This is a genomic window from Chryseobacterium panacisoli (genome assembly GCF_008274625.1).
GTDB lineage: Bacteria > Bacteroidota > Bacteroidia > Flavobacteriales > Weeksellaceae > Chryseobacterium > Chryseobacterium panacisoli.
Window position 1 is genome coordinate 150478 of record NZ_VTRU01000006.1, and the last position, 16238, is coordinate 166715.

General features: G+C 38.0%; 15 protein-coding genes and 2 riboswitches. Of the genes, 14 read left to right on the top strand and 1 reads right to left on the bottom strand.

The features are described 5' to 3' along the window. Positions 1-27 precede the first annotated feature (27 nt). From FW781_RS19685 to FW781_RS19745, 13 genes are all read left to right on the top strand, one after another. Positions 28-741, top strand: coding sequence for a Crp/Fnr family transcriptional regulator (locus tag FW781_RS19685; RefSeq protein WP_034692595.1), 714 nt, complete (start codon positions 28-30; stop codon positions 739-741). Positions 742-802: 61 nt separating this feature from the next. Continuing rightward, positions 803-1618 carry a 3-methyl-2-oxobutanoate hydroxymethyltransferase gene (gene panB / locus FW781_RS19690; RefSeq protein ID WP_103232094.1) on the top strand — a complete coding sequence of 272 codons (816 nt, stop codon included), beginning with the start codon at positions 803-805 and terminating at the stop codon, positions 1616-1618. 3 nt (positions 1619-1621) lie between these two features. Then, positions 1622-1936 (top strand): hypothetical protein, encoded by a 315-nt coding sequence (locus FW781_RS19695; RefSeq protein ID WP_047428884.1) that lies wholly within the window; start codon positions 1622-1624, stop codon positions 1934-1936. A gap of 11 nt (positions 1937-1947) precedes the next feature. Continuing rightward, positions 1948-2625, top strand: coding sequence for an RluA family pseudouridine synthase (locus FW781_RS19700; protein ID WP_149388982.1), 678 nt, complete (start codon positions 1948-1950; stop codon positions 2623-2625). A 19-nt stretch (positions 2626-2644) separates the two neighbouring features. After that, positions 2645-3487 carry a hypothetical protein gene (locus FW781_RS19705; protein ID WP_149388983.1) on the top strand — a complete coding sequence of 281 codons (843 nt, stop codon included), beginning with the start codon at positions 2645-2647 and terminating at the stop codon, positions 3485-3487. Positions 3488-3592: 105 nt separating this feature from the next. Continuing rightward, a riboswitch (TPP riboswitch) is annotated at positions 3593-3689 on the top strand. Between the two features lie 58 nt (positions 3690-3747). Continuing rightward, on the top strand, positions 3748-3954 hold the full coding sequence (gene thiS / locus FW781_RS19710) for a sulfur carrier protein ThiS (RefSeq protein ID WP_047377339.1): 207 nt from the start codon (positions 3748-3750) through the stop codon (positions 3952-3954). A 23-nt stretch (positions 3955-3977) separates the two neighbouring features. Then, on the top strand, positions 3978-5789 hold the full coding sequence (thiC, locus tag FW781_RS19715) for a phosphomethylpyrimidine synthase ThiC (RefSeq protein ID WP_149388984.1): 1812 nt from the start codon (positions 3978-3980) through the stop codon (positions 5787-5789). Continuing rightward, entirely contained in the window at positions 5786-6373 is a 588-nt protein-coding gene (locus FW781_RS19720) for a thiamine phosphate synthase (protein WP_149388985.1), read from the top strand. Before thiC ends, FW781_RS19720 begins: the two co-directional genes overlap by 4 nt. Next, entirely contained in the window at positions 6349-7086 is a 738-nt protein-coding gene (locus FW781_RS19725; protein WP_149388986.1) for a hydroxymethylpyrimidine/phosphomethylpyrimidine kinase, read from the top strand. The genes FW781_RS19720 and FW781_RS19725 overlap by 25 nt, the downstream gene beginning before the upstream one ends. 5 nt (positions 7087-7091) lie before the next feature. Beyond that, positions 7092-7706, top strand: coding sequence for a thiamine phosphate synthase (locus FW781_RS19730; RefSeq protein ID WP_149388987.1), 615 nt, complete (start codon positions 7092-7094; stop codon positions 7704-7706). Then, complete coding sequence (locus FW781_RS19735; protein WP_149388988.1) at positions 7703-8479, top strand: thiazole synthase; 777 nt, start codon at positions 7703-7705, stop codon at positions 8477-8479. Before FW781_RS19730 ends, FW781_RS19735 begins: the two co-directional genes overlap by 4 nt. Positions 8480-8488: 9 nt before the next feature. Beyond that, positions 8489-9607: a 2-iminoacetate synthase ThiH gene (thiH, locus tag FW781_RS19740; protein ID WP_149388989.1), complete on the top strand. Its 1119-nt coding sequence runs from the start codon at positions 8489-8491 to the stop codon at positions 9605-9607. Between the two features lie 145 nt (positions 9608-9752). After that, entirely contained in the window at positions 9753-10463 is a 711-nt protein-coding gene (locus FW781_RS19745) for a HesA/MoeB/ThiF family protein (protein ID WP_149388990.1), read from the top strand. A 195-nt stretch (positions 10464-10658) separates the two neighbouring features. Here FW781_RS19745 and FW781_RS19750 read toward each other — a convergent pair whose 3' ends face one another. Then, on the bottom strand, positions 10659-12884 hold the full coding sequence (locus FW781_RS19750; RefSeq protein ID WP_149388991.1) for an outer membrane beta-barrel protein: 2226 nt from the start codon (positions 12882-12884) through the stop codon (positions 10659-10661). Positions 12885-13003: 119 nt separating this feature from the next. Beyond that, a riboswitch (SAM-I-IV-variant riboswitch) is annotated at positions 13004-13101 on the top strand. Positions 13102-13400: 299 nt separating this feature from the next. On the opposite strand from FW781_RS19750, the gene FW781_RS19755 reads away from it, so the two are divergent. Beyond that, positions 13401-16139 carry a TonB-dependent receptor plug domain-containing protein gene (locus FW781_RS19755; protein WP_149388992.1) on the top strand — a complete coding sequence of 913 codons (2739 nt, stop codon included), beginning with the start codon at positions 13401-13403 and terminating at the stop codon, positions 16137-16139. Positions 16140-16238 lie beyond the last annotated feature (99 nt).

A 16238-nucleotide genomic window follows, 5' to 3' on the forward strand; every position in this document is an offset into this window, starting at 1 on the left:
CTATTTTTGTGATAAATATCATATAAAATGCCGCAGGAACAACAGATAGCAATTGAAGAGAGGTTCGCCAGAGTTTTTAATGATAAATCATTTAAAGAAAGACTTTCTAGCGCAGATTTTGAAAAATACATTAATGGCAAAAAGAAACTGAGTTTTCAGAAACATGATACCATCTTTGAGGATGGTGAAACTCCGAAAGGGGTATTTGTTCTGGAAAAAGGTGCTGCCAAACTTTCAAAATCAGGAGCATTCGGGAAAGATCAAATCTTAAGATTTATCAAAGAAGGGGATATCATCGGCTATCGTTCTTTGCTTTGCGGGGAAAATTTCCAGGCCAAAGCAGAAGCAATGACAGATATTGAATGTGTTTTCTTACCCGCAGATATTTTTATGTATCTTCTGGAAGTAGATCCGCAGCTGTCTTTCGTAATGCTTCAAAAAATCTCATACGAACTAGGAGAATCCTCCAATACCATTACTTTCCTTGCCCAGAAAACGGTGAGAGAAAGATTGGCTGAAATACTGCTGCTTTTGGAACAGAAGCTGGGAGTAGATCCTGAAGGTTTTATCAAGATCTCGTTGACAAGAGAAGAAATTGCCAACATCATCGGTACTGCTACAGAAAGTGCCATCCGCTTGATCTCCGAATTCAAACAGGATAGCCTGATTGAAGTGGACGGGAGAAATATCAAGATCTTAAATCACGACAAACTCATGAAACTCGGTCATGTAGTTTTATAAATCATACAAAAACTTAAGTCGGCCCAAGGCCGACTTTTTAACTTTTAAAAATAGATAAATTATGTCTGTTCACTCTGAAATTAAAAAAGTTACGACTGAAACCTTGCGTAAAATGAAATTCGACAAGGAAAAAATAACAATGCTTACAGCTTATGATTTTACCACAGCCAAGATGGTAGATGCAGGTGGAGTAGATGCTATTTTAATTGGAGACTCTGCAGCGAATGTAATGGCTGGTTTTGAAACTACATTGCCTATTACGCTGGATCAAATGATCTATCATGCTCAAAGTGTGGTAAGAGGAACCGACAGAGCTTTGGTGGTAGCAGATTTACCTTTCGGAACTTATCAGAGTAATCCTGAAAAAGCATTGGAGTCTGCGGTAAGAATGATGAAGGAAGGTGGTGCACATGCCGTAAAAATTGAAGGCGGAAAAGAGATTTCCAAATCTATCAAGAAAATCATCAATGCGGGAATTCCGGTAATGGGACATTTGGGATTAACACCACAGTCTATTTATAAATTCGGAACGTATAAAGTAAGAGCTAAAGAAGAGGCAGAAGCCGAAAAACTGATTGCTGATGCACAGCTTTTGGAAGAGTTAGGCTGTTTTTCTGTAGTATTAGAAAAAATACCTGCAGAATTAGCTAAAAAAGTAACCGAAAGCATTTCTATCCCTACTATCGGAATTGGTGCCGGAGCAGATTGTGACGGACAGGTTTTGGTATATCATGATATGGTAGGAATGAACAAAGGTTTCAGCCCGAAATTCTTGAGAAGATATCTTGATCTTTACACAGAAATTACAGGAGCTGTTGCTCAGTATGTAAAAGATGTGAAAAGTGTAGAGTTTCCAAACGAAAACGAAAGCTATTAATCTATGCAGAATCAACAATCTATCCAGGGAATATTATCTATCGCAGCACTGATTTGCCTTGCTGTAGGATGGTTTAATCTATTCTCTCCGGAAATCAATCATTTGCTTTCTAGAAAAGTTTTTTATGTTCTGATTGGGGCGAGTTTCTTTATTCAGGCTCCGCTGCTTACGAATAAGAATTTTGTTTATGCAATGTACGCTGCTGCGGCTATCTGTGTATTCGGAGCATTCATTCCGGAGGATTCAAAACTTTCTGCTGTTAAAACTGTAGGTCTTCTGGCAGGGATTATTCTGTCATTATCCAATAGAAGAAGATAGACTGAAGAAATATGAAGGAGCAGATTATATATGAAGACAACCATCTTCTGGTGGTCAATAAAAAAGTCGGTCAGCTTGTTCAGGGCGATAAGACTGGTGATGAATCACTATTAGAATCCATCAAGAACTTTATAAAAATAAGAGATGCTAAGCCGGGAAATGTTTTTCTCGGCTTGGTTCATCGTATAGACCGCCCAACTTCAGGCCTGGTGATCTATGCAAAAACTTCCAAGGCACTATCCCGTCTTACCCAGATGGTAAAAAACCGTGAAGTGAAAAAAACGTATTGGGCCGTTGTGGGGAAAGAAATGATCCCGCAAAGTCAAAGGCTGGTCCATTATTTAAAGAAAAACGAAAAGAATAATAAAGCCATTGTTTTTCCCAAAGCAACAGAAGGGGCAAAAGAAGCTATTCTGACTTATCATGTTATCAAAGCATTAGATAATTATCTGCTTCTTGAAATTGATCTTGAAACCGGTAGACATCATCAGATCAGAGCACAATTATCCAAAACAGGAGTTCCGATCAAAGGAGACCTGAAATATGGAGCACCACGTTCCAATCCTGATGGAGGCATCAATCTTCATGCAAGGAAACTGGAGTTTATTCACCCGGTAACCAAAGAAAACATTGAAATCATAGCTCCCGTGCCGCAGAATGATGCAATCTGGAGAGCTTGTGAAGAATAACATATCATAAAACTATACCATGAAATTCAAATCACTTTTATTAGCCACGTTGCTGGTTATGGCATCTTGTTCAGACAATGATGAATTGCCAGTTGATCATTCAGAACAGACGATTACTGAAAATACTAGTAAAATATCGTGGAATTACCCTTTTCTGTCACCTGTCTTTAATGGATTGGAACAAAATTATATGTTCGAATATGATGCTCAGGGAAGAGTTTATAAAAAAAATGGAGGAATTTTGAAGTTCTCAGGAGCTTCGGGAGCTCCGGACCGATTTACAAATCTGATTTATACTAAAATATCTTATACAGGAAATACAGCTGTTGTAGGAAGTTATAGCTCAGATTCATCATTTAATGTTCAATTGAATGAAAGGAAATTTGAATTTGATAATCAAGGTAGAGTTATTAAAGTAGTTCTTCCACAGGTTAATAATTCATATATGGATAAGTATTTGACCTATACTTATGATGCTTCAGGAAAGTTAATGGAGATCTTAACTCAATATCCTAATGTTCCATACGATCCAACTGACCCACAAGATTATATTTTGACCTACGTAGAAAAGTTTATTTATAATAATTCAGGAAATTTAGAAAAGGCTATTAAAACTGAAAAGCATAATAATATGGATGCTTACATTACGAATGAAATTACTTTTGATAACTTTGATTCTGCACAAAATCCATTTAAAAATTTGGGTATTTTTGAAGAATATTTCTACTTTTCATTATCAAAAAATAATCCTCAAAGAAGAATTTCAAAAGAGTATAAACCTTATAGTTCCGAATTTTTTCTGAGCCAATCAAATTGGACTAATCAATATAATTCTGATGGAAGCTTGAAGCTTTTTTACTAAAGAACTATTTAAAAAAAAGTGAAGACTGTCTCAAAATCGAGATGGTCTTTTTTCATTATAGGCAAAAATCAATTTTGCTTATTTCAAAATAATGTCTAACTTCGTCCCAAACTTTAGGGGTGTCTGTTACCAACAGACTGAGACTTTACCCTTTGAACCTGATCTGGATCATACCAGCGTAGGGAAAAGTAGATGACTTTTGCTGTACATTCTATTGTACAATAATGGCCATTCCTAAAGTATATTTTAAATTATTAGGAATGGAACTTATTATCAACCACACCCGAAAAACATTTGATGTACTTCCTGCAAACCTGGAAGCATTATTGGCTATTGAACTGCCTGGCAAAAAGAAAGGCATTGCTGTAGCCCTCAATAACCGTATTATTCCGCTGTCAGTCTGGGCGGAAACCATTCTCAATAACAACGATTCAGTTTTAATCATTACTGCCACTCAGGGCGGTTAATCACATATTTAATACCAATACTTATGGCTCACTCCATTACATGTTCGCCATTTCCGAACTCAAAGAAAATCTACGTTGAAGGAACATTACATCCGATCAATGTAGCAATGCGTGAAATACAGCTTAGCCCCACGAAATTGACCAATGGCGGCTTTGAACATAATGCTCCGGTAACGATCTATGATACTTCAGGACCTTATACCGATGAAAATTCGATTATTGACATTCAGAAAGGACTTCCGAGGATCAGAGAACAATGGATTCTGGACAGGAGTGATGTAAATATCCTGGAAGGAATTACATCTGAATACGGAAAAGAGCGTTTAGCAGATCCACGCCTTGATGAGTTAAGGTTTTCCTATGATCATAAACCCAAAGTAGCAAAGGAAGGAAAGGAAGTTACACAGCTTTACTATGCAAAACAGGGAATCATCACTCCGGAAATGGAATATGTAGCGATCAGAGAAAATCAAAAGATAGAACAGCTTGATTCCGTATCAAAAGAAATGGCTTTTCAACATCCGGGACACAGCTTTGGAGCAAATACTCCCAAAAGCAAAATTACTCCGGAATTTGTAAGAGACGAAATTGCTGCCGGAAGAGCAATTATTCCCAATAACATCAACCATCCGGAAAGTGAACCGATGATCATCGGAAGAAACTTTTTGGTGAAAATCAATGCCAATATCGGAAACAGTGCTGTTTCATCCAGTATTGAAGAAGAAGTGGAAAAAGCAGTATGGGCCTGCCGATGGGGAGCAGATACCATTATGGATCTTTCAACCGGGAAAAATATTCACGAAACAAGAGAATGGATTATCAGAAACAGTCCGGTTCCAATTGGTACTGTACCTATTTATCAGGCATTAGAGAAAGTAAAAGGAGTTCCTGAAGATCTGACATGGGAAATCTTCAGAGATACCCTGATTGAACAGGCGGAACAAGGAGTTTCTTACTTCACGATCCACGCCGGAGTTCTGTTGAGATATATCCATTTAACAGCGAAAAGAGTAACCGGAATTGTTTCCAGAGGAGGATCAATTATGGCGAAATGGTGTTTATTTCATCATAAAGAAAGCTTCTTATACACTCATTTTGAAGAAATCTGTGAGATCATGAAGAAGTACGACGTTGCTTTCTCTTTGGGAGATGGCCTTCGTCCGGGATCTATTGCAGATGCCAATGATGCTGCTCAATTTGCAGAACTGGAAACTTTAGGTGAGCTGACGAAAATTGCATGGAAACATAATGTACAGGTAATGATTGAAGGCCCCGGACACGTGCCGATGCACATGATCAAAGAAAACATGGAAAAGCAGCTGGAAGAATGCCATGAAGCTCCATTTTATACCTTAGGCCCTTTGACTACTGATATTGCGCCGGGCTATGATCACATTACTTCCGGAATCGGGGCAGCGATGATCGGTTGGTTTGGCTGTGCGATGCTCTGTTATGTAACGCCGAAGGAACATTTAGGACTTCCAAACAAAGATGATGTAAAAGTTGGGGTAATAACCTATAAATTGGCAGCACACGCAGCAGATTTAGCAAAAGGACATCCGGGTGCACAATACAGAGATAATGCTTTAAGTAAAGCCAGATTTGAATTCAGATGGGAGGATCAGTTCAATCTTTCATTAGATCCTGAAACAGCAAGGGCTTATCATGATGAAACACTGCCGGCAGAAGGTGCAAAGATTGCCCATTTCTGTTCAATGTGCGGACCAAAATTCTGTTCAATGAAAATTACTCAGGAAATCCGTGAATCTGCAGAACAGGGAATGCTGGATAAATCACAGGAGTTTATTGAGAAAGGAAAAGAAATTTATATATGATCCTAGTCATCACTCCTGAATTGATTGTTCCCAACGAAACTGATACTATTAACGAAATGTTTCAGGAAGGTCTTGACCTGCTTCACATCCGCAAGCCATGGATCACTAGGAATGAAATGACTGAATTCATTACCCAAATTCATGAAACTTTCTATCCGCAGTTGGTACTGCATACGCATCATGATCTTGGGAAGGAATATCCCATTTCAAGATTTCATTTCAGAGAGATTGACCGAAAAGAAGAGGTATACAAGTGTTTTGCAGGAAAAAATACAATTTCAACTTCAGTGCACAATATTACAACATACAATGCTTTGGACAAAGAATGGGAATATGCTTTCATAAGCCCATTCTTTCCAAGTATTTCCAAAAAAGGCTATGGATTGGATTCCACGATTAAGGAAGAAATAAAACTAGGGAACAATCCGGATGTAAAATTGATGGCTCTTGGAGGAATTGACGAGAATAATATTCATAAAGTTTTTGAAACAGGAGTAAATGGAGCAGCTCTATTAGGTGCCATTTGGGAAAGCGAAGAACCTTTAAAAGTATTCAAAAAATGCAGGAACGTCCTTACGTCATAAGTATTGCAGGCTTTGACCCCAGCGGTGGAGCAGGCTTGTTATCAGATAGTAAAACCTTTGAGACAGCGAAAGTGATGGGACTCGGAGTATGTACAGCATTGACATTGCAAACAGCCTCCAGATGTTTGAGTCTGGAATGGCGCTCTGTAAAAGAAGTGACTGATGCTATTCAGGTACTGATGGAAAATTATCCCGTTTCAGCAGTGAAAATCGGAATTGTAAAAGATGCCGAATTTCTGAATAAGATTGTAGAAACAGTTAAAAAAGGCAATTCTGATGTGAAAATCGTTTGGGACCCCGTTCTGAAAAGCACTTCTGAGTTTACTTTTTTTGATCTTGAAACACTTCCTCAATTAAAAACGGTTGTTAATAAACTCAGTTTGATAACCCCTAATTATAATGAATACAGTGTTTTAAAGGAACATAATCTTTTGCCGGATACCCATCAATGTTCATTGCTGATCAAAGGTGGGCATAGGGAAGATCATTTAGGAACGGATATTTTAGTTGAAAACGAAAAAGAAACTCTTTTAACTCCAGTCGAAGATACTCAAATGTATTTCCCCAAACATGGTTCGGGCTGTGTTTTATCCTCAGCAATCACAGCAGGGCTAGCCAAAAGTGAAAGCATGGAAACCGCCTGCCGGAAGGGAAAACTATACGTTGAAAAATTTTTAAAAAGCAATCCCTCTTTATTGGGAACACATTCATAATAAACATGGAAAAATTACAATACATATCACAAGGAAAAACCCTTCAGGAACAGGAACTTTGCATCCGTAAAGCTCTGGATCACGGGATCAAATGGGTACAGGTTCGATGGAAAAATACACCTGAAAATCAATTAATCAGCCTTTGTGAAGTTTCAAAAGAACTTTGTTCAGAATATCAGGCAGTTTGTATCATTAATGACCATGTACAGTTGGCGAAAGAAACTGATGCTGACGGGGTGCATTTAGGCTTAAACGACAGTACTATTGAAGAAGCAAGACAGATCTTAGGCGAAAATAAAATTATTGGCGGAACTGCTAATACCCTTTCTGATGTCATCCAGAGAATCAAAGAATCTTGTGATTATATTGGTTTGGGACCTTTGAAATTTACCACAACCAAAGAAAAATTAAGCCCTGTTCTAGGGTTTGAAGGATATCGTAATATCATAGATGGATTAAGAGAAAAAGCAATAGACATTCCCAAAATATTTGCAATCGGAAGTGTTACCCTTGAAGATATCTTGCCATTGCAGGAAATTGGAATTTACGGTGTTGCCGTATCCGGGCTCATTACAAAGGAGCCCACCATTATTAAAGAACTAAACAAAATAATGATATGAACAATCAGAAATTAGAAATAGCAGGAAGAATTTTTGAATCAAGGCTGTTTTTAGGAACAGGCAAGTTCGGAAGTATGAGTGATATGGTACAATCTGTCATCGCATCCGAAACCAATATGGTAACGATGGCCCTAAAAAGAATTGATGCTCAATCCGGCGAAGACGATCTGCTTGATTCATTAAAAGAAACCAACGTTCATCTTCTGCCGAATACTTCCGGAGCCAGAACAGCAAAAGAAGCTGTATTAGCAGCACAATTAGCCAGAGAAGCACTGGAAACAAACTGGGTAAAACTGGAAATTCATCCCGATCCAAAGTACTTACTGCCGGATCCTATTGAAACCTTATATGCTACTGAAGAACTGGCCAAATTAGGATTTGTTGTAATGCCTTACATTCATGCAGATCCTGTTTTGTGCAAACGCCTTGAAGATGCCGGAACAGCTGTAGTAATGCCTTTGGGAGCACCTATTGGAACAAATAAAGGATTAAGAACGCAGGACTTTTTGGAAATCATCATCAGTCAGAGTAATGTTCCTGTCGTGGTAGATGCCGGAATCGGGGCACCATCCGATGCTGCAAAAGCAATGGAAATGGGAGCAGATGCCGTCCTGGTGAACACAGCCATTGCTGTTGCCGGAAATCCACTGAATATGGCTTTAGCTTTTAAAGAAGGTGTGATTGCCGGAAGAAGAGCTTTTGAATCAGGATTGGGAGCCATTGCCAACCATGCTGAAGCTTCAAGTCCGCTTACTTCATTTTTATTTGAATAAACCACACTCATGAAAAGCTTTAAAGATGTTTTTGAAAACTACCAGTGGGATGAGGTAAAGGATAAGCTTGAAAAAGTGAGCCTGGCTGATGTAAGATACAGTCTTCAGAAGAAAAATAAAACCCTTGATGATTTTCTTAATCTCCTGTCACCAGCTGCTTCTCTGGAACTGGAACTGATGGCAAGAATGACGCAGAGGCTTACCCAAAAACGATTCGGAAAAACCATTCAGTTGTATGCCCCGCTGTATCTCAGTAATGAATGTCAGAATATCTGTACCTATTGCGGATTCAGCCTCGATAATAATCTGAAAAGAAAAACACTTTCCGATATGGAACTGATGATTGAAGCATCAGTGTTGAAATCTATGGGCGTAAATCATGTCTTGCTGGTAAGCGGAGAAGCGAATAAAATAGTAGGAGTTCCTTACTTTCAGAATGCTGTCCGTAAGCTAAAACCTCATTTTTCCAATATTTCTATTGAAGTTCAGCCCTTAATGGAAGGAGAATACAAGTTACTTCATGAAGAAGGAGTTCATTCCGTTTTGGTGTATCAGGAAACTTATCATCAGGAGGTATACAGAGAATACCACCCGAAAGGGAAAAAGTCAAATTTTTATTTCCGGCTGGAAACTCCGGACAGAATAGGAAGAGCGGGAATTCATAAAATCGGGCTGGGAGTTCTTCTTGGGCTTGAAGACTGGAGGGTTGACAGCTTTTTCAACGCTTTACATATAGATTACCTTCAGAAACAATACTGGAAAAGTAAATTTTCGGTTTCCTTTCCAAGGCTCAGACCGGCAGAAGGAATCATAGAGCCTAATTTTATTATGGAAGATAAAGACCTTCTTCAACTCATTTGCGCTTACAGAATCTGGAATGAAGACCTTGAAATTTCCATTTCCACCAGAGAAAGTGAGGTATTCAGAAATAATATAGTGTCTCTGGGAGCAACTGCCATGAGCGCAGGTTCAAAAACAAATCCAGGTGGCTATGCTGTAGATAAAGAATCTCTGGAACAGTTTGAAACCAGTGACGAACGAAGCATGGATGAGATCAGGCTCATGATTAAAAAAGCAGGGTATGATCCTGTGATGAAAGACTGGGATTCTGTATATAGTGGATTTTAAACTTTTAAAACCATTAAGAACTTTGAAGAGCTGAAGCTAAATTAAGAAAAATCGAAGATTTTAAGGCCATATCTTCTTAAAGCAAAGCTCAGCTTAACTTTCCTTAAAAACTTAAAGAATCTTAATGGTTCAATTATCATAAAGTATGAAAAAAGAAGATCATTTTTCGCGATACAGCCGGCAGATATTTATTGAAGAAATAGGACTGGAGGGGCAAAAGAAACTCATGGCTTCAAAAGTTCTTGTCATAGGAGCAGGAGGTTTGGGAAGTCCCATAATTCAATATCTGACCGCTGCAGGAGTAGGAACTCTTGGGATTGCAGACTTTGATGAGGTTGAACTTCATAATCTGAACCGGCAGATTATTCATACTGAAGATACAGTAGGACTTTCAAAAGTAAAGAGTGCTCAGATATATGTAGAAAACCTTAATCATCAGGTTGTATTTGAAGGAATTGAAGAAAAAATCAATAAAAGCAATGCTGAAAAAATCCTTTCTCAGTACGATGTTATTGTAGACGGTTCAGATAATTTTTCAACAAGATATTTGGTAAATGATACCTGTGTAAAGTTAAAAAAGACTTTGGTCTACGGAAGCATTCTGGGATTCTCAGGACAGGTAGCTGTGTTTAATCATCACGGAAGTAGAAACCTGAGAGATCTATTTCCTGAACCTCCTTTTGACGAAGATACGCCGGATTGTGACAGTCTCGGTGTCTTAGGAGCTTTGCCGGGAATAATAGGAAGCATGATGGCCCTTCAGACCTTAAAAATCATCACCGATCTTCCTGTATATTTAAATCAACTCACATTAGTAAATATTATTGACTGGAGATTTCAAACGATAGATTTTTGATCTAAACACTAATATCACTAATATTTTCATGAATAACACCACTTCAATATCAATAGAAACGGGCTCTGATCCTGAGCGTAGACGAAGGAAGCCCGTTTTGCTTTTAACAGGTGTCCATTGTCTTTACCAAAACCTATATTACATATAAAAAAGAGGCAGTAAAATGATTACGGCCTCTTTTATTTATCTTAAGAATTATTGCGCCTGCTGCATTACGCCTCCATTATCTTCTTTTTTGGTCTGATTAAGAATATTCGGATCCTCTTTCGCCAGCTTATTTCTCGTTGGAATTTTATAGTTGATGGAAAATCCAAAATTCCTTGTGTCATACTTGCTGCTGATCATTACCGGAGTTCCTGATGGCGGATTAGAACGTACCTGCATCATCTGTCCGTTGAAAATATCATTCGCAAAAACAGAAAGTGTAAGACGGTTGTTCATAAACTTCTTCGTCAATGTAATATCAAGCGAGTTGTTGAATGGTTTCTCTGCTGTGAAGTAGAAATATCCTGCTTTTGGAGTCAGATAGCTGTAATTGGCGGTCAGTTTGATATCCTTTGGCAAAATAATCTGCGTCATAATATTGAAAATCCAGAACCCTTTATTATTCAGATTATCGATTTCATGTTTCTGATAACCGGCATACAGATACATGAAATTAATTTTATCAGGATTGAAATTAAACTTCATAATCTCGCTCAAAGGCTTGCTGAAAACCATAAAAGGAACCGGCAGACCCACGTTGAAGTTATGAATTTTCATATTTGAAATATTCACCTGTTCATTGAAAAGTTTTCTTCCGTCTTTTCGGATGATCTGCGCCACCTGATTGCTTGCTGAACTTACACTGTACCCGATAAATGCATAATCAAAAGCGGATACTTTTATTTCATAATTATCAAAAATAGTTGGCCGTAGATTTGGGTTACCATTTACTTCCGTACTTGGTCCGGAGAATGTCACGTTATTCGGGTTTAAGGCAGAAATACTTGGCAAACTGATTTTTCTGTTGTAATTCGCGGCAATATAAACCTGGTTCATCATATTATACTGTACACTGGCATTCGGAAAGAACTTAAACTTATTGAAAGGAATCAAACTCGCTTCTACCAGCTTTGCATCTTTGTCGAAATATCTTGTTACCCCTGAAATATCATAGTTCTCAGCACGGGAACCTAAAGTGAAATCAAATTTTTTCAATTTTGCCTGAAACTCTAAATAAGTTGACGCCGTTTGTCTTTGATATTCAAGATTGGTCAAACCAAAACTTTCCGTATCATAATCCTGCTTTTCATACAACCCTCCAAAGCTTACCTTTCCACCATCAAGAAGCTTGATAGGCTGGGCATAATCTACTTTGAAGTTGGCGATATTCATCACAGATTTATTGTTCAGAATATCTTTTAAGCCACTCATTACACTGTTAATTGGCGGGTTTGTAGGCATTACAAATGTCCCATCCTGAAAATAATTGTCCTGAGAAAACTTACTGTCTGATCTTGTATAACCAAACTGGAAATCCAGTTTTTGAGATTTATCAGCAAAACGTTTCTGATATGTTACAACAGCTTCCTGTCTCAAGCTATTGGTATGAGCCACATCCGAAGAAGTATAAAAAGCCTCTCTTAAATCCTTGGGATTATTCTGAAACGGCAAATCTCCATGGCCGTTACTTAAAGTATAATTGTCGTTATTGTTGTGATAAATGTCGTAGTTTAATAATAATCTGTCCTGACCCAAATCAAAAGTTAATCCTGATTTTGCAAAATATCCCCGTCCGTATCTGTCGGTGTGACTGGTTAAAAGCTCATCCTGCTGGCCGTTCAGCATACTTTCACGGTAGTTCTGGCCAACATTCAGCTGCCATCCGAAATATTTATTTCTGGCATTTAAGTTAACGGAGTTGGTCGTTCTGCTTCTGTATTGATCATAATTTGTAAAAGAATAATTCCCGGAATAAGTAGCTGTTAAATATTTATTAGCATTTTTATTAGTGATAATATTCATGATGGCACCTCCGGAAGTAGCCGGAAATTCAGCGCCGGGTTGGGTAATCACTTCAATTCTTTCTACAGAATTAGCCGGCATTCCTTCAAGAAAGGAGTTCAACTCATTGGATGTGATGTTCAAAGGTCTTCCGTTAAGATACACTTCAAGCATTTTTCCCTGATACATCATTCCTGCGATGTCGGTAGATACTAAGCCTGGAAGTTTTTTAATTCCTTCCAGAACATTCCCATTATTCAGTTGAGGTTGCTCAGAAAAGTCAAAAATAGTACGGTCTGCCTTTTGTTCAACGGCTTTTTTAGTTTTGGTAATGACTACTCCTTCAATTTGTTTTTCCTGAGGCTTATTGTTTTTTTCCTGTGAGAAAACAACAACAGAGCTTAACAAGGATAATGCGAAAATCGTTTTTTTCATAATGTTTTTACTGATACCCGGTTAGACGCTGAAAAAGATAATTTGTTACGCTAAAATTGTGAAAATCGAAAAATTAAGCTAAAATTTTTTTTATTTCCGAAATAATTATATCTTTGCCGGGTAATTATCAAGAATCTCTAGATGGGATAGCAACCTGCAAAAACAAGCAAGGTGCTGCAATCGATAAGCCGGATCTTCCGGAAAAAATGTTTATCATTCTATCATTATCCCCATCTTGAATTTTTGTTTTAAAGTTAAGATCAATGTTTAAAGACAGGGGAAATCACATTACATCAGTTATTTCTTATTCCTCGGATCATGAAGTGAGTCTTCATTATTCCGATATGTTTTCATGCCATTTCTATATGCGCATGTGTTGTTGTTTCTAGCCAATTCTATTTCTAAAAAATAATACAAACATTTCGAGCGCCTAATGGTAACCTTAAAATTTAAGGCTACAGGATTTTTGTTGCTCAAAAAACAATTTTTAATAACAAAAAGTAAACAACAATCAACATGCATAATTTCAAAAAAAGAATCTTTGTTCCCTCTGTCGCGCTTATTTCTACATTTTATTACGCACAGACAGACACATTACAATCTAAGAAAATAGAGGATGTGGTTATTCTTGGGTCAAGAGGGTCCGGAAGATCATTAACAGATACTCCCGTTCCGGTAGATATCATTAATATATCAAAAATTTTAAAACAGAGCCCGACTAACAATATCAGCCAGGCCTTAAATTATATTGTACCGTCATTTTCATCCACTTCTCACACGGTTAACGATGGAACTGACTTTGTAGATCCTGCTCTTTTAAGAGGATTGGGTCCGGATCAGGTTTTGGTTTTGCTCAACGGAAAAAGAAGATACCAATCTTCATTGATCAATGTTACCCTTACACCGGGAAGAGGTTCTGTGGGAACAGATCTTAACGCTATTCCGGCCTTTGCTTTAGAAAAAATTGAAGTTTTAAGAGACGGAGCTTCTGCCCAATACGGTTCTGATGCCATTGCTGGAGTCGTTAATCTCGGATTGAAAAAAAGACTAGGACTTTCCGGACAGGTGTTTTTAGGTGGGTATGCTTCACCTGTTACCAATAATTTCTCCGGGGGGATAGATGGACAGACCATTTCTGTAGACCTTAATTATGGAGCTAAAATAGGGAAAACCGGATTTTTTAACGTTACAGGTTCTGCACAATACCGCGACCCTTATTCCAGAGCCGGAGTAAGAGAGGGAGATATCTATAATGCTTACAATGCAATTAATTACAGAGCACTGCAGGATGGAGTGAATATTGATGGATTGTATAAGAATATTACCAACACTTCCAATACTCAGCAGATTATCAATACGATTAAACAATATGCAGGTAAGGTTGGATATTTTGCACCTGATTTTCAATCCCAGATTTCGGGGGCAAACAGTATTTCTGATCTTCAAAAGCTGTTAGGCAAAGATTTTACTTCTCAGGAACTTAATGACAGAGGATTAGAGAGAAAAGATTTCAGTCTGAGAGCAGGGCAGTCTAAACTGCAATCGGGGCAGCTCTTCTTTAATTCTGAAATTCCTGTGAATGAGGAATGGAAAGTATATTCTTTTGGGGGATATAGTTACCGCCTTGGAAATGCCGGAGGATTTTACAGACTTCCAAATACTGAAAGAAACATCAATGCCGTTACCCCCAACGGATATCTTCCTCAGATTGAAGCCACAGTAAATGATTATTCTCTCGCTGCCGGAATTAAAGGAAAATGGAATGGCTGGAATGTGGATTTCAGCAATACTTTCGGGAAAAACACCTTTAGTTTTGGCGTGGTAAATACATTTAATACATCAATTACAGACAATTCTCCACGAACTTTTGATGCCGGAGGGTCTGAATTTTCACAAAATACCGTTAATCTGGATTTGTCAAAAAAATATGATGTCCTGAAAGGATTGAACCTTGCGTTTGGTGCTGAATACCGACATGAAAATTATAAAGTAAATGCAGGAAAAGAAAACTCTTATGCTTCTTACGATATCTATGGACGTGTGGTAACCGCCAAGACTCCTGAAAATGAAAAAGTAACCGATTTCTTCGGAAATATAAGACCTGCAGGGGCACAGGTTTTTCCAGGTTTCAGTCCGGAAAATGCAGTTTCCGGAAACAGAAACAGTGTTGCAGCGTATGCCGATGCAGAGCTGGAAGTTACTGACGGATGGCTGCTGGAAGGAGCTTTACGATATGAGAATTATTCAGACTTCGGGTCTACATTCAATTATAAGCTGGCAACCAATGTAAAGCTGGCTCCCAATCTGAACTGGAGAGGTGCTGTTTCTACAGGGTTTAGAGCACCTTCTTTAGCGCAAATCTATTATAGTTCCACTTCTACCTTGATTCAGCAGGGGAAAACCACACAGGTAGGTACTTTCAGAAATAATTCTGAAGCAGCACAGGCATTGGGTATTCCAAAATTGAAACAGGAAACATCACAATCCTACAGCACAGGAATTACATGGAAAATTCCGGCATTAAGTCTGACTTTTACAGCTGATGCTTATTTAATAAAGATTAAAGACAGAGTAGTGCTTACAGATCTGTTTTTCCGTCCGGATAAGATCAACAATGCTGATGATCAGGTTTTGCAAAGTGCCTTTGATCTGGCAAGGGCCAGCGCTGCCAACTTTTTTGCCAATGCTGTAGACTCTCAGACAAAAGGTCTGGATATTACGATTTCTCAGAATTCAAAGATTTCGGAAGGTATTTCGTTGGAAAATAATTTCGGCCTTAATCTTAATCAGACCAAAAGAATCGGAGATATCCATGCGTCGCCTAAATTAATAAGCCAGATTGATAATTATTTCTCAGAACCCAACAGAGTGTATTTTGAAGAAGCGGTACCACGCGTAAAAGCTACCTTATCCAATACGTTAAGATTTTCCGGTTTTACTTTTTTATTGCGTAATTCTTTCTTCGGTAAAGTGACAGATGCAGATGTTTTAGATGCTAATTTTGACGGAGTAACAGGAAGTACAGAGCATTTTGTGCTTAATAACCGCTTTGTGACAGATTTATCTGTAGGGTATGATTTTAATAAAAATATTTCCGCAACGATCGGGAGCAATAACATCCTGAATATTCTACCATCTAAAAGTCCGAATATAAGTTCATTAACGGCTGATAACCAGTTTGTATATTCAAGACAGGTTTCCCAGTACGGTATAGGAGGAAGGTTTTTATTTGCGAGAATTGAATTCAGGTTTTAGCATGACTTACAAATTATTTAAACAAAAAAAACAGAGCAGTACACTCTGTTTTTTTTATATATGATGATGGTTATCTCATGAAATTCCCTAGGCTTAGTT

What these genes read in the sequence shown, in the direction of transcription:
- FW781_RS19685 (WP_034692595.1), top strand. Translation starts at nt 28, where the DNA reads ATGCCGCAGGAACAACAGATAGCAATTGAAGAGAGGTTCGCCAGAGTT.
- panB (WP_103232094.1), top strand. Translation starts at nt 803, where the DNA reads ATGTCTGTTCACTCTGAAATTAAAAAAGTTACGACTGAAACCTTGCGT.
- FW781_RS19695 (WP_047428884.1), top strand. Translation starts at nt 1,622, where the DNA reads ATGCAGAATCAACAATCTATCCAGGGAATATTATCTATCGCAGCACTG.
- FW781_RS19700 (WP_149388982.1), top strand. Translation starts at nt 1,948, where the DNA reads ATGAAGGAGCAGATTATATATGAAGACAACCATCTTCTGGTGGTCAAT.
- FW781_RS19705 (WP_149388983.1), top strand. Translation starts at nt 2,645, where the DNA reads ATGAAATTCAAATCACTTTTATTAGCCACGTTGCTGGTTATGGCATCT.
- thiS (WP_047377339.1), top strand. Translation starts at nt 3,748, where the DNA reads ATGGAACTTATTATCAACCACACCCGAAAAACATTTGATGTACTTCCT.
- thiC (WP_149388984.1), top strand. Translation starts at nt 3,978, where the DNA reads ATGGCTCACTCCATTACATGTTCGCCATTTCCGAACTCAAAGAAAATC.
- FW781_RS19720 (WP_149388985.1), top strand. Translation starts at nt 5,786, where the DNA reads ATGATCCTAGTCATCACTCCTGAATTGATTGTTCCCAACGAAACTGAT.
- FW781_RS19725 (WP_149388986.1), top strand. Translation starts at nt 6,349, where the DNA reads ATGCAGGAACGTCCTTACGTCATAAGTATTGCAGGCTTTGACCCCAGC.
- FW781_RS19730 (WP_149388987.1), top strand. Translation starts at nt 7,092, where the DNA reads ATGGAAAAATTACAATACATATCACAAGGAAAAACCCTTCAGGAACAG.
- FW781_RS19735 (WP_149388988.1), top strand. Translation starts at nt 7,703, where the DNA reads ATGAACAATCAGAAATTAGAAATAGCAGGAAGAATTTTTGAATCAAGG.
- thiH (WP_149388989.1), top strand. Translation starts at nt 8,489, where the DNA reads ATGAAAAGCTTTAAAGATGTTTTTGAAAACTACCAGTGGGATGAGGTA.
- FW781_RS19745 (WP_149388990.1), top strand. Translation starts at nt 9,753, where the DNA reads ATGAAAAAAGAAGATCATTTTTCGCGATACAGCCGGCAGATATTTATT.
- FW781_RS19750 (WP_149388991.1), bottom strand. Translation starts at nt 12,884, where the DNA reads ATGAAAAAAACGATTTTCGCATTATCCTTGTTAAGCTCTGTTGTTGTT.
- FW781_RS19755 (WP_149388992.1), top strand. Translation starts at nt 13,401, where the DNA reads ATGCATAATTTCAAAAAAAGAATCTTTGTTCCCTCTGTCGCGCTTATT.